This is a genomic window from Streptomyces canus (assembly GCF_030816965.1).
Classification (GTDB): domain Bacteria; phylum Actinomycetota; class Actinomycetes; order Streptomycetales; family Streptomycetaceae; genus Streptomyces; species Streptomyces canus_E.
Genome location: NZ_JAUSYQ010000002.1, coordinates 8,434,061 through 8,454,574 on the forward strand (window position 1 = coordinate 8,434,061; position 20,514 = coordinate 8,454,574).

17 protein-coding genes and 2 pseudogenes are annotated in these 20,514 nt (G+C 70.6%); 5 read left to right on the forward strand and 14 right to left on the reverse strand.

The annotated features are described in order from the left end of the window. Positions 1 to 21: 21 nt before the first annotated feature. Genes QF027_RS39665 through tkt form a run of 7 tightly spaced genes read right to left on the reverse strand, consistent with a single transcriptional unit; the run spans position 22 to position 8,855 of the window. Positions 22 to 609, reverse strand: a complete 588-nt coding sequence (locus tag QF027_RS39665; protein WP_307080193.1) for a histidine phosphatase family protein — start codon at positions 607 to 609, stop codon at positions 22 to 24. Between the two features lie 7 nt (positions 610 to 616). Continuing rightward, entirely contained in the window at positions 617 to 1,495 is an 879-nt protein-coding gene (gene gnd, locus QF027_RS39670; RefSeq protein WP_306986472.1) for a phosphogluconate dehydrogenase (NAD(+)-dependent, decarboxylating), read from the reverse strand. A 10-nt stretch (positions 1,496 to 1,505) separates the two neighbouring features. Next, entirely contained in the window at positions 1,506 to 3,158 is a 1,653-nt protein-coding gene (gene pgi / locus QF027_RS39675; protein ID WP_307080195.1) for a glucose-6-phosphate isomerase, read from the reverse strand. Beyond that, positions 3,151 to 4,086 (reverse strand): glucose-6-phosphate dehydrogenase assembly protein OpcA, encoded by a 936-nt coding sequence (opcA, locus tag QF027_RS39680; RefSeq protein WP_306974008.1) that lies wholly within the window; start codon positions 4,084 to 4,086, stop codon positions 3,151 to 3,153. Before opcA ends, pgi begins: the two co-directional genes overlap by 8 nt. Then, positions 4,083 to 5,618, reverse strand: coding sequence for a glucose-6-phosphate dehydrogenase (zwf, locus tag QF027_RS39685; protein WP_306974005.1), 1,536 nt, complete (start codon positions 5,616 to 5,618; stop codon positions 4,083 to 4,085). Before zwf ends, opcA begins: the two co-directional genes overlap by 4 nt. Then, positions 5,615 to 6,760, reverse strand: coding sequence for a transaldolase (gene tal, locus QF027_RS39690; protein ID WP_307080197.1), 1,146 nt, complete (start codon positions 6,758 to 6,760; stop codon positions 5,615 to 5,617). The genes zwf and tal overlap by 4 nt, the downstream gene beginning before the upstream one ends. A 19-nt stretch (positions 6,761 to 6,779) precedes the next feature. Continuing rightward, positions 6,780 to 8,855 (reverse strand): transketolase, encoded by a 2,076-nt coding sequence (tkt, locus tag QF027_RS39695; RefSeq protein WP_307080199.1) that lies wholly within the window; start codon positions 8,853 to 8,855, stop codon positions 6,780 to 6,782. Positions 8,856 to 9,001: 146 nt separating this feature from the next. On the opposite strand from tkt, the gene QF027_RS39700 reads away from it, so the two are divergent. Together QF027_RS39700 and QF027_RS39705 are read left to right on the forward strand one after the other, a co-directional pair. Next, the gene (locus QF027_RS39700) at positions 9,002 to 9,916 is read left to right on the forward strand and encodes a helix-turn-helix transcriptional regulator (protein ID WP_307080200.1); all 915 of its coding nucleotides are present in this window, start codon (positions 9,002 to 9,004) and stop codon (positions 9,914 to 9,916) included. A gap of 11 nt (positions 9,917 to 9,927) precedes the next feature. Beyond that, positions 9,928 to 10,317: a VOC family protein gene (locus QF027_RS39705; RefSeq protein WP_306973997.1), complete on the forward strand. Its 390-nt coding sequence runs from the start codon at positions 9,928 to 9,930 to the stop codon at positions 10,315 to 10,317. Positions 10,318 to 10,437: 120 nt separating this feature from the next. Here QF027_RS39705 and QF027_RS39710 read toward each other — a convergent pair whose 3' ends face one another. Together QF027_RS39710 and QF027_RS39715 are read right to left on the reverse strand one after the other, a co-directional pair. Next, positions 10,438 to 11,823 carry a glycoside hydrolase family 16 protein gene (locus tag QF027_RS39710; protein WP_306973995.1) on the reverse strand — a complete coding sequence of 462 codons (1,386 nt, stop codon included), beginning with the start codon at positions 11,821 to 11,823 and terminating at the stop codon, positions 10,438 to 10,440. A gap of 227 nt (positions 11,824 to 12,050) precedes the next feature. Then, on the reverse strand, positions 12,051 to 12,860 hold the full coding sequence (locus QF027_RS39715; RefSeq protein WP_307080202.1) for an SDR family NAD(P)-dependent oxidoreductase: 810 nt from the start codon (positions 12,858 to 12,860) through the stop codon (positions 12,051 to 12,053). Positions 12,861 to 12,923: 63 nt separating this feature from the next. Between QF027_RS39715 and QF027_RS39720 the strand changes: the two genes are divergently transcribed. Then, on the forward strand, positions 12,924 to 13,709 hold the full coding sequence (locus tag QF027_RS39720) for a helix-turn-helix domain-containing protein (protein WP_307080204.1): 786 nt from the start codon (positions 12,924 to 12,926) through the stop codon (positions 13,707 to 13,709). 6 nt (positions 13,710 to 13,715) lie between these two features. Here QF027_RS39720 and QF027_RS39725 read toward each other — a convergent pair. Next, a pseudogene (locus QF027_RS39725) lies at positions 13,716 to 14,373 on the reverse strand (L,D-transpeptidase family protein); the annotation flags it as partial. Here QF027_RS39725 and QF027_RS39730 point away from each other — a divergent pair. After that, positions 14,356 to 15,246 (forward strand): annotated as a pseudogene (locus QF027_RS39730) (IS200/IS605 family accessory protein TnpB-related protein); the annotation flags it as partial. The pseudogenes QF027_RS39725 and QF027_RS39730 overlap by 18 nt on opposite strands. Here the strand turns inward: QF027_RS39730 and QF027_RS49810 are convergent. Continuing rightward, positions 15,226 to 15,390, reverse strand: coding sequence for a hypothetical protein (locus QF027_RS49810; protein WP_373432016.1), 165 nt, complete (start codon positions 15,388 to 15,390; stop codon positions 15,226 to 15,228). The pseudogene QF027_RS39730 and the gene QF027_RS49810 overlap by 21 nt on opposite strands. A 375-nt stretch (positions 15,391 to 15,765) precedes the next feature. Further along, positions 15,766 to 17,868 carry an MMPL family transporter gene (locus QF027_RS39740; RefSeq protein WP_307080206.1) on the reverse strand — a complete coding sequence of 701 codons (2,103 nt, stop codon included), beginning with the start codon at positions 17,866 to 17,868 and terminating at the stop codon, positions 15,766 to 15,768. Between the two features lie 194 nt (positions 17,869 to 18,062). Here QF027_RS39740 and QF027_RS39745 point away from each other — a divergent pair, with 194 nt between their 5' ends. Continuing rightward, on the forward strand, positions 18,063 to 18,470 hold the full coding sequence (locus QF027_RS39745) for a VOC family protein (protein WP_306973986.1): 408 nt from the start codon (positions 18,063 to 18,065) through the stop codon (positions 18,468 to 18,470). Between the two features lie 177 nt (positions 18,471 to 18,647). Here the strand turns inward: QF027_RS39745 and QF027_RS39750 are convergent, their stop codons facing one another. Both QF027_RS39750 and QF027_RS39755 read right to left on the reverse strand, forming a co-directional pair. Further along, entirely contained in the window at positions 18,648 to 19,316 is a 669-nt protein-coding gene (locus QF027_RS39750) for a response regulator (protein ID WP_307080208.1), read from the reverse strand. After that, complete coding sequence (locus tag QF027_RS39755) at positions 19,313 to 20,509, reverse strand: sensor histidine kinase (RefSeq protein ID WP_307080210.1); 1,197 nt, start codon at positions 20,507 to 20,509, stop codon at positions 19,313 to 19,315. The genes QF027_RS39750 and QF027_RS39755 overlap by 4 nt, the downstream gene beginning before the upstream one ends. Between the last annotated feature and the right edge of the window lie 5 nt (positions 20,510 to 20,514).

Consider the following 20,514-nt stretch of genomic DNA (forward strand, 5'->3'; position numbering starts at 1 on the left):
GGGCCGTCGACAACTGCCGTACTAAACCCTGGTGTTCCACTCCGCGATCACCGGACGGTCGTGTTCCGTCGACAGCCGGCTCACCGTGCCGGTCGCCAGCTGGAACAGCCGGCCCTCCGCCGGGCCGAGCCCGAGCCTGCGCGCCGTCAGGACCCGCAGGAAGTGGGCGTGGGCCACGAGGACCACGTCGCCGTCGGGGAGGGCGGCGTCCACCCGGGCCAGCACCAGGTCGGCCCGCCGGCCGACGTCCTCGGGGGACTCGCCGGGGTGCCCCTCCGGGCCGGGCGGGACCCCGTCGGTCCACAGGTACCAGTCGGGGCGGGTGCGGTGGATCTCCACGGTGGTGACGCCCTCGTAGGCGCCGTAGTCCCACTCGTGGAGGTCGGGGTCGGTCAAGGCCCCGGTGATGCCCGCCAGTTCGGCCGTGCGTATCGCGCGGTCCAGCGGACTGGTCAGCGCGAGCGAGAAGGTCCGGCCCGAGAGGAGCGGAGCGAGTGACTTGGCCTGTTCCTCGCCGTGCCGGGTGAGGGGCAGGTCGGTCCAGCTGGTGTGCTGTCCCGACACGCTCCACTCCGTCTCGCCGTGGCGGACCAGGAGAAGATCCCCCACGGCGCGCCTACTTCTTCGCTTCGACGGCGTGGCCGCCGAACTGGTTGCGCAGCGCCGCGACCATCTTCATCTGCGGGGAGTCGTCCTGGCGGGACGCGAACCGTGCAAAGAGGGAGGCGGTGATCGTGGGCAGCGGCACCGCGTTGTCCACGGCCGCCTCCACGGTCCAGCGGCCCTCGCCCGAGTCCTGCGCGTACCCCTTCAGCCTGTCCAGGTGCTCGTCCTCGTCGAGGGCGTTGACCGCGAGGTCGAGCAGCCAGGAGCGGATGACGGTTCCGTCCTGCCAGGAACGGAACACCTCCCGGACGCTGTCCACCGACTCGACCTTCTCCAGCAGCTCCCAGCCCTCGGCGTACGCCTGCATCATGGCGTACTCGATGCCGTTGTGGACCATCTTGGAGAAGTGCCCGGCGCCGACCTTGCCCGCGTGGACATAGCCGTACGGCCCCTCGGGCTTGAGCGCCTCGAAGATCGGCTGCAGCCGCTCCACGTGCTCCTTGTCACCGCCGACCATCAGGGCGTAGCCGTTCTGGAGGCCCCACACGCCGCCGGAGACACCGGCGTCGACGAAGCCGATGCCCTTGGCGCCCAGCTCCTCGGCGTGCTTCTCGTCGTCGCTCCAGCGGGAGTTGCCGCCGTCGACCACGGTGTCACCGGGGGAGAGGAGCTCGCCGAGCTCGTCCACGACGGACTGGGTGGCGGCGCCGGCGGGAACCATCACCCACACCGTGCGCGGCGCTTCGAGCTTGTCGACCAGCTCGGACAGGCTCGCCACGTCGGAGACTTCGGGGTTGCGGTCGTAGCCGATGACGGTGTGGCCGGCGCGGCGGATGCGCTCGCGCATGTTGCCGCCCATCTTGCCGAGGCCGATGAGACCGAGCTGCATCGCTGTCATGTCAGAGCACTTCCTTCAGTTCACGGTAGGCGGCCACGAGGGCGGTGGTGGAGGAATCGAGGCCGGGGACGGCGGCACCCTCGGTCAGGGCGGGTTCGACACGCCGGGCGAGGACCTTGCCGAGCTCGACGCCCCACTGGTCGAAGGAGTCGATGTGCCAGATCGCGCCCTGGACGAACACCTTGTGCTCGTAGAGGGCGACCAGCTGGCCGAGGACCGAGGGGGTGAGCTCCTTGGCCAGGATGGTGGTCGTGGGGTGGTTGCCCCGGAAGGTGCGGTGCGCCACCTGCTCCTCGGCCACACCCTCCGCGCGGACCTCCTCGGCGGTCTTGCCGAAGGCGAGCGCCTGCCCCTGTGCGAACAAGTTGGCCATCAACAGGTCGTGCTGCGCCTTGAGTTCGTCGCTCAGCTCGCCGATCGGACGGGCGAAGCCGATCAGGTCGGCCGGGATGAGCTTGGTGCCCTGGTGGATCAACTGGTAGTAGGCGTGCTGCCCGTTGGTGCCGGGCGTGCCCCACACCACCGGCCCGGTCTGCCACTCCACGGGGTTGCCGTCACGGTCCACCGACTTGCCGTTGGACTCCATGTCCAGCTGCTGGAGATAGGCGGTGAACTTCGACAGGTAGTGGGAGTACGGCAGTACCGCGTGCGACTGGGCGTCGTGGAAGTTGCCGTACCAGATGCCCAACAGGCCCAGGATCAGCGGCGCGTTGGCCTCGGCGGGCGCGTTCTGGAAGTGCTCGTCGACGATCCGGAAGCCGTCGAGCATCTCCCGGAAGCTGTCCGGGCCGATGGCGATCATGAGGGACAGGCCGATCGCCGAGTCGTAGGAGTAGCGGCCGCCGACCCAGTCCCAGAACTCGAACATGTTGTCCGGGTCGATGCCGAAGTCCGTGACCTTCTCGGCGTTCGTCGACAGGGCGACGAAGTGCTTGGCGACGGCCTTGTCGTCGCGGAGTCCGGCCGGGCCGTCGAGCAGCCAGGTGCGGGCCGAGGTGGCGTTGGTGATCGTCTCGATCGTGGTGAAGGTCTTGGACGCGACGATGAACAGGGTCTCCGCCGGATCCAGGTCCCGCACCGCCTCGTGCAGGTCGGCGCCGTCCACGTTGGACACGAAGCGGAAGGTCAACTCCCGTGCCGTGTAGGCCCGCAGGGCCTCGTACGCCATCGCGGGACCGAGGTCCGAGCCGCCGATGCCGATGTTGACGACGTTCTTGATCCGCTTGCCGGTGTGGCCGGTCCACTCGCCGGAGCGGACCCGGTTCGCGAAGTCGCTCATCCGGTCGAGCACGGCGTGCACCTGAGGCACGACGTTCTCCCCGTCCACCTCGACCACGGCGTTGGCGGGGGCGCGCAGCGCGGTGTGCAGCACCGCCCGGTCCTCGGTGAGGTTGATCCGCTCACCGCGGAACATGGCGTCCCGCAGCCCGAACACGTCGGTGGCGGTGGCCAGTTCCTGGAGCAGGGCCAGGGTCTCGTCGGTGATCAGGTGCTTGGAGTAGTCGATGCGCAGATCGCCGACGCGCACGACGTACCGCTCCGCGCGCCCGGGGTCCGTCGCGAACAGCTCACGCAGATGGGTGACACCCTCGGCGCGGTGGTCCTCCAGCGCGGTCCACTCGGGGCGGCGCGTCAGCTTGGGAGAGTCAGACATGAGAGGGGGTCTCCTTGGTGGCCTCGCCCCGGAGAGCGACGGCGTACATCTCGTCCGCGTCGAGGCGCCGCAGCTCCTCGGCGATGAGTTCGGAGGTGGTGCGGACCTTGAGCGCGAGGGTGCGGGAGGGCTGGCCCGGCAGGGACAGCGTGGCCAGCGGGCCCTCGGGGCGGTCGATGACGACCTCGCCGTTCGCGGTGCCCAGGCGGACGGCCGTGACGACCGGACCGGCGGTGACCACGCGGTCGATCCTCACCTTCAGCCGCGCCTCCAGCCAGCGCGCGAGCAGCTCGGCGGCCGGGTTGTCGGCCTCGGCCTCCACGGCCCCGGAGATGATCTCGGTGCGGGCCTGGTCCAGGGCCGCCGCGAGCATCGACCGCCAGGGGGTCAGCCGGGTCCAGGCGAGGTCGGTGTCGCCGGGCGCGTAGGAGCGGACCCGGGCCGCGAGGACGTCGAGGGGGTTCTCGACGGCGTACAGGTCGGTGATCCGGCGCTGGGCCAGCGCGCCCAGCGGGTCCTTCGCCGGGTTCTCCGGCGCGTCCACCGGCCACCACACGACGACCGGGGCGTCCGGCAGCAGCAGCGGCAGCACGACGGAGTCGGCGTGGTCGGAGACCTCGCCGTAGGTTCGCAGGACGACCGTCTCGCCGGTGCCGGCGTCGGCGCCCACCCGGACCTCGGCGTCGAGGTGCGAGTTGGTGCGGTCGCGCGGCGTGCGGGCGTGCCGCTTGATGACGACCAGGGTGCGCGAGGGGTGCTCGTGCGAGGCCTCCTCGGCGGCCTTGATCGCGTCGTAGGCGTTTTCCTCGTCCGTGACGATCACCATCGTCAGGACCATGCCCACAGCCGGTGTGCCGATGGCGCGGCGACCCTGCACCAGCGCCTTGTTGATCTTGCTTGCCGTGGTGTCGGTCAGGTCGATCTTCATGGCCTGCGCCAGCTCCGTCCGTCTCGTGCGAGCATCTCGTCGGCTTCCTCGGGTCCCCAGGTACCCGACGCGTACTGCGCCGGACGGCCGTGGTTCGCCCAGTGCTCCTCGATCGGGTCGAGGATCTTCCAGGACTCTTCCACTTCCTGGTGGCGGGGGAACAGGTTGGCGTCCCCGAGAAGGACATCCAGGATGAGCCGCTCGTAGGCCTCCGGGCTGGACTCGGTGAACGACTCGCCGTAGGCGAAGTCCATCGTCACGTCCCGGATCTCCATCGAGGTGCCCGGCACCTTCGACCCGAACCGGACCGTCATGCCCTCGTCCGGCTGCACCCGGATGACGATCGCGTTGGAGCCGAGCTCCTCGGTGGCCGTGGAGTCGAAGGGCGAGTGCGGGGCCGTCTGGAAGACGACCGCGATCTCGGTGACCCGGCGGCCGAGCCGCTTGCCGGTGCGCAGGTAGAAGGGGACGCCCGCCCAGCGGCGGTTGTCGACGTTCAGCCTGATGGCCGCGTACGTGTCCGTCGTGGAGGCCGGGTCGATGCCCTCCTCCTCCAGATACCCGAGCACCTTCTCGCCGCCCTGCCAGGCACCCGCGTACTGCCCGCGGACCGCGTGCGCGCCGATGTCCTCCGGCAGCTTCACGGCCCTGAGGACCTTCAGCTTCTCGGTGAGCAGCGACTCGGCGTCGAAGGCGGCCGGCTCCTCCATGGCGGTGAGCGCCATCAGCTGGAGCAGGTGGTTCTGGATGACGTCACGGGCGGCGCCGATGCCGTCGTAGTACCCCGCGCGCCCGCCGATGCCGATGTCCTCGGCCATCGTGATCTGGACGTGGTCCACGTACGACCGGTTCCAGATGGGCTCGTACATCTGGTTGGCGAAGCGCAGCGCCAGGATGTTCTGGACGGTCTCCTTGCCGAGGTAGTGGTCGATGCGGAAGACCTGGTCCGGCTCGAACACGTCGTGCACGAGGGCGTTGAGCTCGCGGGCGCTCTTGAGGTCGCGGCCGAACGGCTTCTCGATGACCGCGCGCCGCCAGGAGCCCTCGGGCGCGTTCGCCAGCCCGTGCTTCTTGAGCTGCTGGACGACCTTCGGGAAGAACTTCGGCGGCACGGAGAGGTAGAAGGCGTAGTTGCCGCTGGTGCCGCGGGCCTTGTCCAGCTCCTCGACGGTCTGGCGCAACTGCTTGAACGCCGTGTCGTCGTCGAAGTCGCCCGGAATGAACCGCATCCCCTCGGCGAGCTGCTGCCAGACCTCCTCACGGAACTCGGTCCGCGCGTGGTCGCGCACGGAGTCGTGCACGATCTGTGCGAAGTCCTCGTCCTCCCAGTCCCGGCGGGCGAACCCGACGAGCGAGAAGCCCGGCGGCAGCATGCCGCGGTTGGCGAGGTCGTAGACGGCCGGCATCAGCTTCTTGCGGGACAGGTCGCCGGTGACCCCGAAGATGACGAGTCCGGACGGTCCGGCGATCCGGGGGAGACGCCGGTCGCGCTCGTCGCGCAGCGGGTTCTCCCAGTCGGCGGTGACGGTCATTCCGCGTCAACTCCCTTACTGTTCAGCGACTTCGTGACGGCGTCCAGCAGGTCCTGCCAGGCCACCTCGAACTTGGCGACGCCCTCGTCCTCCAGCTGCTGCACGACCTCGTCGTACGAGATCCCCAGCGCCTCCACGGCGGCCAGGTCGGCGCGGGCCTGCGCATAGCCGCCGGTCACCGTGTCGCCGGTGATCCCGCCGTGGTCGGCGGTGGCGTTCAGCGTGGCCTCCGGCATGGTGTTGACCGTGCCGGGCGCGACCAGGTCGTCGACGTAGAGGGTGTCCTTGTAGGCCGGGTCCTTCACGCCGGTCGAGGCCCACAGCGGGCGCTGCTTGTTGGCGCGGGCACCGCCGAGGGAGTTCCAGCGCTCCCCGGCGAAGACGTCCTCGTACGCCTCGTAGGCCAGCCGCGCGTTGGCGAGGGCCGCCCTGCCCTTGAGGGCGAGGGCCCGGTCCGTGCCGAGGACGGTGAGCCGCTTGTCGATCTCGGAGTCGACGCGGGAGACGAAGAAGGAGGCGACGGAGTGGATCGTGGAGAGGTCGAGGCCCTTCTTCGCGGCCTTCTCCAGACCCGCCAGGTAGGCGTCCATGACCTCGCGGTAGCGCTCGAGGGAGAAGATCAGCGTGACGTTGACGCTGATTCCGAGGCCGATGACCTCGGTGATCGCCGGGAGGCCCGCCTTGGTCGCCGGGATCTTGATCATGACGTTCGGGCGGTCGACGAGCCAGGCGAGCTGCTTGGCCTCGGCGATCGTCGCCCGGGTGTCGTGGGCGAGGCGGGGGTCGACCTCGATGGAGACCCGGCCGTCCCGGCCGCCGGTGGCGTCGTACACCGGACGCAGTACGTCGGCGGCGGCCCGGACATCGGCCGTGGTCATCATCCGTACGGCCTCGTCGACCGTGACGCCCCGGGTGGCGAGGTCGGTCAGCTGCTCCTCGTAGCCCTCACCCGAGCCGATGGCGGCCTGGAAGATCGACGGGTTGGTGGTGACACCCACCACGTGCTTCGTCTCGACCAGTTCGGCGAGGTTCCCGGACTCGATCCGTCCCCGCGACAGGTCGTCCAGCCAGACGGATACGCCCTCGTCGGACAGGCGCTTGAGTGCTCCCGCGGTCGCGGTTGCTTCGGTCACTTGGATCATCTTCTTTCTGGCGATCGGATCAACCACGCGCGGCGGCCAGCGATTCCCTGGCTGCGGCGGCGACGTTCTCGGCGGTGAAGCCGTACTCGGCGAAGAGAGTCTTCGCGTCGGCGGAGGCGCCGAAGTGTTCGAGGGAGACGATGCGTCCTGCGTCACCTGTGAACCGGTACCACGTCAGGCCGATACCGGCCTCGATCGCGACACGGGCTCGCACGGACGGCGGTAGGACGCTCTCCCGGTACTCCCGCGGCTGCTGCTCGAACCACTCCACGGACGGCATCGACACCACCCGGGTGCCGACCCCCTCCGTCTCCAGCTGCTCCCGCGCGGCGACGGCGAGCTGGACCTCGGAGCCGGTGGCGATGAGGACGACGTCCGGGGTCTCCGTGGAGGAGTCCCGGAGGACGTACCCGCCCTTGGCCGCGTCCGGGTTCGGCGCGTACGTCGGCACACCCTGGCGGCTGAGCGCGAGGCCGTGCGGGGCCGGGTCGGTGGCGTGCCGGCGGAGGATCTCGGCCCAGGCGGTCGCGGTCTCGTTGGCGTCGGCCGGGCGGACGATGTTCAGGCCCGGGATGGCGCGCAGCGACGCGAGGTGCTCGACCGGCTGGTGCGTGGGACCGTCCTCGCCGAGGCCGATGGAGTCGTGCGTCCACACGTAGGTGACAGGCAGCTGCATCAGCGCGGACAGGCGTACGGCGTTGCGCATGTAGTCGGAGAACACGAGGAAGGTGCCGCCGTAGATCCGCGTGTTGCCGTGCAGCGCGATGCCGTTCATCTCCGCGGCCATCGAGTGCTCGCGGATGCCGAAGTGGACCGTACGGCCGTAGGGGTCGGCCTCCGGCAGCGGGTTGCCCTTCGGCAGGAAGGAGCTCGACTTGTCGATGGTCGTGTTGTTCGAGCCGGCGAGGTCGGCGGAACCGCCCCACAACTCGGGGAGCACCGCGCCGAGCGCCTGGAGCACCTTGCCGGAGGCGGCACGGGTGGCGACGGACTTGCCCTCCTCGAAGACCGGGATCGCGGACTCCCAGCCCTCGGGGAGCTGACCGGCGACGATCCGGTCGAAGAGCCGGGCCCGCTCGGGCTGCTCACCGCGCCAGGCGGAGATCCGCTTGTCCCAGGCGGCGTGCGCCTCGGCGCCCCGGTCGAGGGCCTTGCGGGAGTGGGCCAGCACCTCGTCGGCGACCTCGAAGGTGCGCGAGGGGTCGAAGCCGAGGACCCGCTTGGTGGCCGCGACTTCGTCGGCGCCGAGCGCGGAGCCGTGGGCGGCCTCGGTGTTCTGGGCGTTCGGGGCGGGCCAGGCGATGATCGTGCGCATAGCGATGATCGAGGGCCGCTCGGTCTCGGCCTGCGCGGACTTCAGTGCCGCGTACAGGGCGGGTACGTCGATGTCGCCGTCGGCGCCGGGCTCGATGCGCTGGGTGTGCCAGCCGTAGGCCTCGTACCGCTTCAGCACGTCCTCGGAGAACGCGGTCGCCGTGTCGCCCTCGATGGAGATGTGGTTGTCGTCATAGACGAAGACCAGGTTGCCGAGCTTCTGGTGGCCCGCGAGCGAGGAGGCCTCGGCGGAGATGCCCTCCTCCAGGTCGCCGTCGGAGACGATCGCCCAGATGGTGTGGTCGAAGGGGGATTCGCCCTCGGGGGCCTCGGGGTCGAAGAGGCCGCGCTCGTAGCGGGCGGCCATCGCCATGCCGACGGCGTTGGCGACACCCTGGCCGAGCGGACCGGTGGTGGTCTCGACACCGGCGGTGTGCCCGTACTCCGGGTGACCGGGTGTCTTGGAGCCGTGCGTCCGGAAGGCCTTCAGATCGTCGAGCTCCAGCTCGTACCCGGAGAGGTAGAGCTGGGTGTAGAGCGTCAGCGAGGTGTGGCCGGGGGAGAGGACGAAGCGGTCACGGCCGGTCCACTCGGGGTCCGCCGGGTCGTGGCGCATCACCTTCTGAAAGATCGTGTAGGCCGCGGGGGCCAGGGCCATCGCGGTGCCCGGGTGGCCGTTCCCGACCTGCTGCACGGCATCCGCCGCCAGCAGACGGGCGGTGTCGACGGCACGCCGGTCGAGTTCGGTCCATTCGAAGCTGTCCGGTGTCTGCGTGCTCATCTTCAAGAAGTCCTCGATCGGAGCGAAGTAGCTGGTCTGACGCGTTCAACCTTAAAAGTCTGACTTTTACGGGGGAAGGTCGCCGTGTGTCAGCCTGTGGTGAAAGTGGGACACGGAACGCTCCAGGCAGGCGGCGCGAGCAGGACATGGCGGACAGAACAATCCAAGACTCCACCCGTGGCGGGGGTGGTGACGACGGAGTGGACGGGATCAGAACGTTCCCCTTCCCCATAGAGCTGAGCGTGGGCGGAGTCGGTATGCAGGTCGGCGCGATGGGCACCGGCCGCACCTGGCACGCGGATGCCCCGCTGGAGCGGGTGCACCGCATCGACTTCCATGTCGTGATGCTCTTCGGCGGCGGTCCCGTGCGCCACATGATCGACTTCGCCGAGTACGAGGCGACAGCGGGCGACCTGTTGTGGATCCGGCCGGGTCAGGTCCACCGCTTCTCGCCGACGAGCGAGTACCGCGGAACCGTGCTGACCATGCAACCGGGCTTCCTGCCGCGGGCGACGGTGGAGGCGACGGGGCTCTACCGCTACGACCTGCCGCCGCTACTGCGGCCCTCCGGCGCCCAGTTGGCGGGCCTCGAGGCCTCACTGGACCAGCTGCAACGGGAGTACGAGGACACGTCGACCCTCCCGCTGAGCCTGCACACCTCGGTCCTGCGGCACTCGTTGACGGCGTTCCTGCTGCGCCTGGCCCACCTCGCGGCGAGTTCGGCCGAGGCGGGGCGGCGGGCCGAGTCGACGTTCACCCTGTTCCGGGACGCGGTGGAGAAGGGCTTCGCCACGAACCACAGTGTCAGCGCGTACGCCGACGCGCTGGGCTACTCCCGCCGGACCCTGGTGCGTGCGGTGCGCGCCGCCACGGGGGAGACCCCCAAGGGGTTCATCGACAAGCGGGTCGTGCTGGAGGCGAAGCGGCTGCTCGCCCACACGGACATGCCGATCGGGCGGGTGGGGGCGGCGGTGGGGTTTCCCGACGCCGCGAACTTCTCCAAGTTCTTCCATCAGCACACCGACATGACGCCGGCGGCGTTCCGGGCGGAACTTCTGTAGGAGTGGACCGAATGGCCCGACTGCGAGACATCGTCTTCGACTGCGCCCACCCCGCCGCCATGGCGCGGTTCTGGGCGGCCGCGATGGACGGCTATGACGTCGCGCCGTACGACGACGAGGAGTTGGCCCGGCTGAGGGCCCTCGGGATCACGGACGTCGAGGACGACCCGACCGTGCTCGTCGAGTCCTCGGGGGGCGGGCCCCGGCTGTGGTTCCAGCTGGTGCCGGAGGGCAAGAGCTGCAAGAACCGGGTCCACCTGGACCTTTCCGCCACGGACATGGAAGCGGAGGCCGGGCGGCTCGTCGGGCTCGGTGCGACGGTCCGGGACCGGTACACGGACCATCTGATGCTGGTCGATGTCGAGGGGAACGAGTTCTGTGTCGTCGGTGCGGACGGATGACGTCGCCGTACTCGGCGTCCTGGTGCCGGTGCTCGCCCCCGCCTGTCCGGGTGACAGAACGCCGCCCCGCGAGACCGCACAGGCCTCGCGGGGCGGCTCCGGTGGGTGCCGACGGATCGGTCAGTGACCGAAGGTGAACCAGTTCACGTTCACGAAGTCGGCCGGCTGGCCGCTGGTGAAGGTCAGATAGACGTTGTGGGTGCCGGTGACGGCGCTCATGTTCGCCGGGACCGTTCTCCAGGACTGCCAGCCGCCCGTGTCGGCGATCGAGAAGCTGGCGACCGGAGTGGCGGTACGGCTGTCCAGGCGCACCTCGACCAGACCGCTGACGCCGCCCGCCGCACCGCTCGCCACGCGCGCGACGAACTGAGTCGCAGCCGTGGAGCCGAAGTTGACGTTCTGGTAGAGCGCCCAGTCACCGTTCGCGAGGGAGCCGATGTCCTGGCCGCCACCGGTGTCCGTCGTGGCCTCGGCGTTCACACCGCTCTGGCTGGTGTACGACTCTGCCTGGATGGTGCCGTAGGCGTCGACGCCACCCGAAGGCGGAGGCGTGGTACCGCTCCCACTCGCCGACAGCACCTGGACGTAGTCGACGGTCATGGGCACGCCGGACCGGGTACCGGAGTCGAGGCCGCCGCCGAACGCGTCCGGGAAGGCGCCGCCCATCGCCACGTTGAGGATGAGGAAGAAACCGTGGCCCGTGGCGTTGGCCCAGGTCGTCGCGTCCATCTGGCTCGCGTTGACGGAGTGGAACTGGGTGCCGTCCACGAAGAAGCGGATCGTCTCGGGGCTCACCGAGCGGTCCCACTCCATGGTGTAGGTGTGGAACGCCGACTGGCAGGTCGAGCCTGGACAGGCGACGTTGTTGCCGATGCCCGTCGTCTCGTTGCACGGGCCGCCCGGGTTGGTGCCGCAGTGCATCGTGGCCCACACGCGGTTCATGCCCTGGACGTTCTCCATGATGTCCAGCTCACCGACGCTCGGCCAGTTCTGGTAGTTGCCGCGGTAGGGCGCGCCCAGTGCCCAGAACGCCGGCCAGTAGCCCTCGGCCGCGGTGCCGGTGACGTTGGGCATCTGGATGCGCGCCTCGACGCGCAGCTTGCCGCCGGACGGGGGCTGGAAGTCGGTGCGGTTGGTCTCGATGCGGCCCGAGGTCCAGTTGCCGGCCGCGTCGCGAAGGGGCGTGATGCGCAGGTTGCCGTTGCCGTCCAGCGCCACGTTGCTGGTGCTGTTGGTCATCGTCTCGACCTCGCCGGTTCCCCAGTGCGCGGGGCCGCCCGGATAGGAAGTGCCGGTCGCGTACTGCCAGTTGGAGGTGTTGACGCCGGTCCCGGCCGAGCCGTTGAAGTCGTCCAGGAAGACCTGCGACCAGCCCGTGGGAGGCGTGGGGGCGGAGGCGTCGGCGGGGAGGGTCGCGGCCGTCGCGAGGGCGGCTGCCAGACCGAGGGTGCTCAGCACGGCGACGAGGGCTCGACGCCGTCTGGGTATGCCGGAGGTTTCACTCATGGGGGTGCTGCCTCTCGAGTACGGAGTGGGGGTGCGAGTGCGGGGATGCCCTTCGAGCGCGTTCTGAGAGCGCTCTCAAAGTGCGCCCAATGTGCTCTCGGCCACTCCGGTCGTCAAGAGGTGAAACAGTGAAAGTCGCTGCGGTGCAGGTGAGTTCACCCAGTGAAGGGTGCGGATCGGCGCCGTGCGCCTCGGTCGCTGCCGAGGCGCCGGCTCGCACGTCCGCGTCAGGCCCGGGCGGCGAGTGGCCGCCAGGCGTTCCAGGTGTCCAGTCGCCTGCGGTAGGCGGCTTCCACGACCGGATAGGGATACGTGCCCAGGAACAGGCGCAGGGGCGGCTCGTCCGTGTCGACCAGTTCGAGGACGACCTCGGCGGTGGCCTGCGGATCCTGGGGCGCCCGGGCGCCGGCACCGGCCCGGCGGGCCTCGCGGATCGGCTCGTAGGCGGCGAGCGGCTCGGCGTGCACCGCGGAGGAGCCGGACCAGTCGGTGCCGTAGGGGCCGGGTTCGACGATCGTGACGCGGACGCCGAGCGGACCGACCTCCTGGGCGAGCGCCTCGCTCATGCCCTCCAGCGCCCACTTGGAGGCGTTGTAGAGACCCAGGGAGGGAAAGGCGGCCAGGCCGCCGAGGCTGGACACCTGCAGGATGTGGCCGCCGCGCTGGGCGCGCAGGAGGGGCAGGGCCGCCTGTGTCACCCACAGCGGACCGAGCGTGTTCGTCTCCAGCTGGGCGCGGGCCTGTTCCTCGGTGGTCTCCTCGACCATGCCGAACAGGCCGTAGCCCGCGTTGTTGACGACCACGTCGAGGCGGCCGAAGGTGTCGGCGGCCCGTCGGACGGCGGCGAAGGCGGCCGCCCGGTCGGTGACGTCGAGGGCGAGGGGCAGGACGCTGTCCCCGTAGGTGTCGACGAGTGGCTTGAGCAACTCGGGGCGGCGGGCGGTGGCGGCCACGCGGTCGCCTCGGGAAAGCGCGGCCTCCGCCCAGATCCGGCCGAAGCCACGGGACGCGCCGGTGATGAACCAGGTCTTCTTCATGCCCTCGACCCTGCGCCTCCCACCGGACGGCAGCCAGCACCCCCGCAGGGTTACCCTTCGGCCATGGCGGCCGACAACGCGCTCGGAGAGTTCCTCAAGGCCCGGCGGGGACGGGTCCCGCCCTCGCGCGCGGGCTTGCCCGCGCACGGAAGACGCCGGGTCGCGGGACTGCGCCGGGACGAGCTGGCCCGGCTGGCCGGCATCAGCGAGCCGTATCTGACCCGGCTGGAACAGGGCGTGGACCAGCATCCTTCGCCGCAGGTGCTGCGGGCACTCGCGCGGGCCCTGGAACTGGACGCCGACACCCGCGCGCATCTGTTCGCGCTCGCCGCCCCGGATCCCGTACCGCCCGCGGAGACCGAAGTCGCCCCGGACCTGCACCAGTTGCTCGACGCGTGGACGGGCACACCGGCGTATGTGCGCAACCGGCGGTTCGAGGTGCTGGCCGCCAACAAGTGGGCCCGCGCGCTCGCGCCGATGTACGAGCCCGGGCACAACCTGGTCCGGGAGGTGTTCCTCGATCCCGCAGCCCGCCGACTGTTCCCCGACTGGCCGGAGATCGCCGCGCAGACCGTCGCGGCCCTGCGCGCCGAGGCCGACCCGCGCGACCCCGGGACCGCGCGGCTCGTGGCCGAGCTGGAGAGCGACGAGGACTTCCGCGGCCTGTGGGCGCGGTACGACGCGCGGCCCTCCCGAGACGAGCTCAAACGGTTCGCGCACCCGCACGTCGGGGAGCTCGCCCTGAGGCGGCAGGCGCTCACCGTCGGAGGCGCGGAGCAGCAGGTGATCATCGTTTACCAGGCGGTGCCCTCGAGCCCCTCCGCCGAAGCCCTCGCCAGGTTGCTCTGACGCCGTTCAGACCGTGCTGCCCGCCTTCCAGTCCGACCACGACAGGTTCCAGCCGTTGAGGCCGTTCCACGGTCTTCTCGCCGGAGTTCTTCACGATCACGACATCGCCGAGCAGGGAGCTCTCGTAGAACTTGTAGCCGTCCACGGAGCTGTCGTTCGCGCCCTTGGCGTCGTGCAGGCCGACGCAGCCGTGACTGGTGTTCCGGCTGCCGAAGACCGAGGTGGACGCCCAGTAGTTGCCGTGCACGAAGGTGCCGGAGGTGGTCAGGCGCTGGGCGTGCGGGACGTCGGAGATGTCGTACTCGTCGCCGAGGCCGACCGTCGAGGGCTCCATGCGGGTCTGCTTGAACCGCTCGCTGATCACCATGATCCCGGACCACGTGGTGTGGTCGGAGTCGCCGCCGGAGACGGGGTAGGTGGCGACCGTCCGGCCGTCCCGCTTGACCACCATTTCCTTGGTGGACAGGTCGACCGTGCTGATCTGCTCGCGGCCGATGTGGAAGGTGACGTCCTTGGACTGCACGCCGTAGACGCCGGCGGATCCCTGGACGTCCCTGAGCCGCAGGCCCAGCGTGATCTTCGTGCCGGCCGCCCAGTAGGTCTCGGGCCGGAAGTCGAGCCGGGTGTCGCTGAACCAGTGGCCCACGATCTCACCGTACGGTTCCAGCACCGCGGCGCGGAGTGGCGTGACCGCGTCGCCGCGAACCGGGCGGTCGCCTACCGCATCCACCACGACACGGCACGCGGGCGTTGGTATGTCACCGCCTCCTGGCAGCGCGCTTCCGCACCCGTCGTACCACTTCAGGCCGCGCTGGCGCGCGGAGTGGTGGGGGTGGACATGAACGACGACCACCTCGCCGCCTGGCAGTTGGACGTGCATGGCAACCCGGTCGGCGAACCACAACGGTTCTTCTACGACCTCACCGGCAGCACCCAGCATCGGGACGCGCAGATCCGGCACGCACTGACCCGGCTGCTGCACCACGCCCGCCGCTGCGTGGCCGCCGCGATCGCCATCGAGGACCTCGACTTCACCGACGGCACCAGCCGCGAAAAGCACGGACGCAACAAACGCTTCCGCCGCCTCATCTCCCGCTTACCCACCGCCAAACTCAAAGCGCGCCTCGTCTCGATGGCCGCCGAACAGGACATCGCGATCGTTGCGGTCGATCCGGCGTACACCTCCCGCTGGGGTGCCCAGCATTGGCAGAAACCCCTGACCACCTCACAGCGCAAGATGTCCCGGCACGATGCGGCAAGCATCGCGATCGGGCGACGCGCCCTCGGTCACCCGATCCGGCGACGGACGGCACCGCCCCACCCCGACCAGAGTGATCGTGGTGGGCATCGGACCGTCCAGGCCCGACCGGAGACCTGTCGGCGTGAGGAACCCCGCCCCCACCTTCCCGGACCACGCACACGATGCGCGCCGCCCGGTAGTGGAGCGAAAGCGGGCGACCAGGATGCCCAACACCGTTCGGGGCACCCGGCTGAGCAGGAGTCCTGGCGACAGGACTCACTCCTGCTCAGTCTTTAGCGCCAAGTCAGGAACGGTGAAGTAGCCCACGAACGTGTCCCCGGGGGACCTGGTGGTGAAGGTCGCGGCCTGCGCGGTGCCGCCCTCCGCTCTCGCCGTGACCGTGTACTTGGTGCCCGAGTACGGTTCCTCGTCGAAGTCCACGTGGTCCTGGCGTCGTCGAGGGCCCCGCCAGTGTGGAGCGGTCGTTGCCGGTCACCTTCACGGAGGCCAGCGTGCCGTCGGTGACCGTGACCTGGACGGGCAGGAGAAGTCTGCCTTAGCGGTTGTCAGGACGACAGCGGCGAGCATCCCGCGCCGGGACCACCTCTCCCGCTGTGGCTCGGGCCGGTTCGATATGTGTGACACGCCCACGGCAGATCTTTCTGAGATTTCCACCTTTGCGGGTGCATCGAGCGCCTCGTACCTTGGCCGATCCGTTGAAACGGGGGACGACTGCCCTGAGATTCCGGTGAGAGACGTTGAGCGTGTGTGTGCCCGGGCGCTCACCGCGCGCCCGGGCGCCGACGGCCGGGGCCGTCAGACCTTCGTCGTCACCGACGGCTCGGCCGCAGCCCCCTCCCGCAGCCCGAACCGGTCGTGCACCCTGCGCAGCGGCCGGGGCGCCCACCAGGCGCTCCGGCCGAGCAGCGCCATGGTCGCCGGGACCAGCAGCATCCGTACGACCGTCGCGTCGATGAGCACCGCCAGGGTCAGGCCGAGGCCGATCTGGAGGATGGGGGAGAAGCCGCCGGTCATGAAGGCGCCGAACACGACCGCGAGGAGCAGGGCGGCGCAGGTGACGACCCGCCCGGAGCGGCGCAGCCCGGTCACCACGGCCTCCTGGTCGTCCCCGGTGCGCTGCCGGGTCTCCCGCATCCGGGCCAGGATGAACAGCTCGTAGTCCATGGCGAGCCCGAACGCGATCGACACGATCAGCGGCGGCGCGGTCAGGCTCAGCGCGCCCAGCCCCTCGCCGCCGAGCAGCCCGGCCCCGTGGCCGTCCTGGAAGACCCACACCACCACGCCGAGCGCCGCGCCCAGACTGAGCAGGGTGGTCGCGATCGTGCGCAGCGGGATCAGCACCGAGCCGGTGAAGGCGAACAGCAGGACGAAGATGCCGACCAGGACGGTCAGGGCCGCCCAGTGCGCCCGGTCGGCGAGCATCGCGCGGAAGTCGACCAGCCGGGCCGCGACCCCGGTCACCTCGGCGGGCTCGTCGTCGCGCACGTCCCGTACCCGCTCGACGAGGCCGGTGGCCGCCTTGCCGTCCACGCTGCCGGGCGGCTGCAACTCCACGACGGTGTTGCCGCCCGGCAGTGCGCGGGACTCGGAGTTCGGGACCAGGGCGCGGATGCGGTCGGCGGTCGCGGTGTCGGTGCCGGGCTTCAGGACGACGATCACGGGGGAGACGCCGGTGCCCTTCGGGAAGTGCGCGTCGACGGTGTCGTACAACTGCCGCGCCTCGGTGCCGGCCGGCAGTTGCCGGGCGTCGCCGATGGCGATCCGCATGCCGGTCACGGGCAGGGCGAGGAGCAGCAGGGCCGGGACGACGGTGACAAGGACGGCGATCCGGCGGCGTTGCGCGAAGCGGGCGAGGCGGGCGAAGAATCGGCCCTCGTCGTCCTGGGAGCGTGCCTTCGAGGGCCGGATCCTGCCCCCGAACCTCGCGAGCAGCGCGGGCAGCAGCGTGACCGCGGCCAGCATGTCGACCACCACGACGGCGGCGACGGCCAGGCCCATGCTGCGCAGGAACACGCTCGGGAAGACCAGCAGGCCGGTCAGGCTGACGGCCACGGTGAGCCCGGAGAACAGCACGGTCCGGCCGGCCGCGTCGACCGTGCGGTGCACGGCCTCGATGACATCCTCGGTGCGCCGTCGCTCCTCGCGGAAGCGGACCAGCATCAACAGGGCGTAGTCGACGGCGAGTCCGAGGCCCAGCATGGTGGTGACCTGGATCGCGTACACCGAGATGTCGGTGACCTGGCTGAAGGCGAACAGCCCCAGGAAGGCACCCGCGATGCCGCTCACCGCGATCACCAGCGGCAGCGCGGCGGCGCGCAGTCCGCCGAACACGACGAGCAGCAGGGCGAGGACGATCGGCAGGGAGATCAACTCGGCGTTCTTCACGTCCTGTTGGGCGCGCTCGCCGAGCTGTCGCCCGAGCAGTTCGCCGCCGCTGACGTGGACGTCGGGCGCGTCGATCCGCTTGATGGTCTCGACGGCCGAGTCCGTCGCCTCCTCCTCGGCCTCGTCGCTCAGGCCGCCCTCGAAGGTGACGGGGACGACGAGGGCCTGCCCGTCCCGGGCGGTGAGACCGGGCGTGGTGTACGGATCCGGTACTGCGGCCACCCCGGCGATCCTCCGGACCTCGGTGACGGCCCGCCCGACCTGGGCGCGCAGGGCGGCGTCGGATACCGGCGCGCCCGCGACGACCGCGGTGACGGACTCGCCGGTCGGGTCCACACCGGAGAGATAGTCGTCGGCCAGGTCGGACTCGGTGCCGGGCACGTCGGGCACGTCGTCGGAGAGGTCGGCGAAGACGCCCGTCCCGAGGCCGAAGCCCAGCAGCAGGAAGGCGGCCCAGAGGCCGATGACGGTCAGCGGGCGGCGGGTCGCTGCCCGGGCGAGGGTGGAGAGCACGGTCGCCTCCCGGCGAGTTGAGGAGTGATACCGCCCCAGGCTCGGGCCGCGGGCGTGGTCACCGGATCGCCGGGGCGGGCGGTTTCCGGGCCTCCGCCGTACGGGTGAGACGGGGTGCTTCCTCACTCCTCGGAGGGAGGAATCCCCGGTACCGATCGCGGGGTTGACCGAGCAGACACCATCGAGGAGGCCGTATGTCCGAGGTACCACCCACCGTCCGTGAACTCCGGCTCGTCGTCACGGCGGAGGACTACGACGAGGCGCTGCGCTTCTACCGGGACGTCCTCGGGCTGTCCGAACGGGCCGCGTTCTCCTCGCCCGACGGGCGGGTCACCATTCTGGAGGCGGGGCGGGCGACGCTGGAGCTGACCGACCCGAACCATGCGGCGTTCATCGACGAGGTCGAGGTGGGGCGGCGGGTCGCGGGGCACATCCGGGTGGCGTTCGAGGTGGACGACTCGGCTCTGACGACGGCCAGGCTGGCGGAGGCCGGGGCGGAGGTGGTCGCCGAACCGACTCGTACGCCGTGGAACTCCCTGAACTCCCGCCTGGAGGCGCCCGGTTCGCTTCAGCTGACCCTCTTCACCGAACTCGGGGACTAGGCCCTGCCCGGCGGATCATGCCGACGTCGCGGGGTCTGGCACGCACATCTGCCGCGTTGTCGTCACTGTCCCCGACCTCTCGGCTTCGCTCGAGCGGGGGGACTCCCCCCATGACCCCGCTCACCTGCACTGATCAGGCACCGTCGCTTGAAGTCGGCCTGATCCGCCGGACAGGCACTAGGGAGAACCCGGCGCCACCAGACCCGTCTCGTACGCGCAGATCACCGCCTGGACCCGGTCCCGCAGGCCCAGCTTGCCCAGGACGTTGCTGACATGGGTCTTCACCGTGTGCTCGCTCACGAACAGCGTCGTGGCGATCTCCGCGTTGGACAGGCCCCGCGCCAGCATCCGCAGGGTCTCCACCTCGCGGGCCGTCAGGACGTCCAGGCGGTCGGGGGTGGCCCCGGTGGCGGCCTCCTCGTGGCGGCGGCGCACGATGTCCGCGACCAGGCGGCGGGTAATGGTCGGCGCGAGCAAGGAGTCGCCGCCCGCGACCACCCGGACCGCGTGCACGAGGTCGTCCCGGCGCACGTCCTTGAGGAGGAAGCCGCTGGCCCCCGCGTAGAGCGCGTCGTACACGTACTCGTCGAGGTCGAACGTGGTCAGCATGACCACCTTGCAGCTCGACTGCGCGCACACCCGCCGGGCCGCCTCCAGGCCGTCCATGACCGGCATCCGGATGTCGAGGAGCAGCACGCCGGGGGTGTGCCGGCGCACCGCGTCGACCGCCTCGGCGCCGTCCCCGGCCTCGGCGACCACCTCGATGTCCTGCTGCGCCTCCAGGATCATGCTGAAGCCGCTGCGGACCAGTTCCTGGTCGTCGGCGACGACCACCCGGATGCTCACCCGAGGGCCGCTTCCCGGTCCGCGCCGGCGGGGAGTCGTACGACGACCCGGAAGCCCCCCTCCGGACCCGTCCCGGTCTCCGCGCTGCCTCCGCAGGCGGCCGCGCGTTCCCTGAGGCCGATCAGTCCGTGCCCGCCGTCCGAGCGGCCCGGCCCTCTGCCGTCGTCGGTCACCGTGAGGGTCAACTCGTCCTCCGCCCAGTCGAGTTCCACCTGTGCGGAGGCAGCGTACGCGTGCTTCACCGTGTTGGTCAGGGCTTCCTGCACCGCGCGGTAGGCGGCGACCTCGGTGTCCGGGGGGAGGGGGCGCGGTCGGCCGCGTACGCTCAACCCGACGTGCAGCCCCGTCGAGTCGGAGACCTGCCGGACCAGGCCGGGCAGTCCGGCGAGGTCCGGCTGGGGCAGCCTGACGGCACCGCCACGGCGCTCCTCCTCCTTCAACACCCCCAGGATCCGCCGCAGTTGGGCCATCGCGTCGCGTCCGCTGGCCGCGATCGCGTCGAACGCCGCCTCGGCGCGGTCCGGATCGCTGCGCACCACGACCGGACCCGCCTCCGCCTGGACGACCATCAGGCTCACCGCGTGCGCGAGGATGTCGTGCATGTCCCGGGCGATCCGGGACCGTTCCTGGGCGATGGCCCGCGCGGTCTCCGCGGCCCGTTCCCGCTCCAGCCGCCCGGCCCGGTCCTCGACGGCGGCGGTGTACGCGCGCTGGACGCGGGCCAGTACGCCGAGGCCGTAGGCGCAGATCATGCCGGTGAGGTGGAAGGCGTACTCGAAGGGCTCGGAGTGCTCCTTGTGCTGCATGGTCAGCACGGCCCCGAGCAGCCAGCTCGCCAGCATCGTGCGGCGCTGCCAGGCCAGGCCCTGGGCGGCCATCGTGTAAAGGACGACGAAGCCGCCGTAGAGCACGTCGGGCGGTGGCGCGTGGTAGTAGGCCATCGCGGTGGTGGCCGCCGAGACCGCCAGGGCGCACGTGTAGGGGGAGCGGCGCCGCCGGACGAGGGGGACGGCGGTGGCGGCCCCCAGCAGCCAGCCCACCAGGCTCAGGCGGTCGTCCCCCTCGTCCGGGAACATCCACTGCAGGGACACGGCGAACAGCACCAGCACGGCGAGCGCGCTGTCGACGACGTACGGGTTCGTCGTCCTCAGACGGGTCACGACGGGGGCGTACCAGGACCGGGCTGCGGACATGAGCG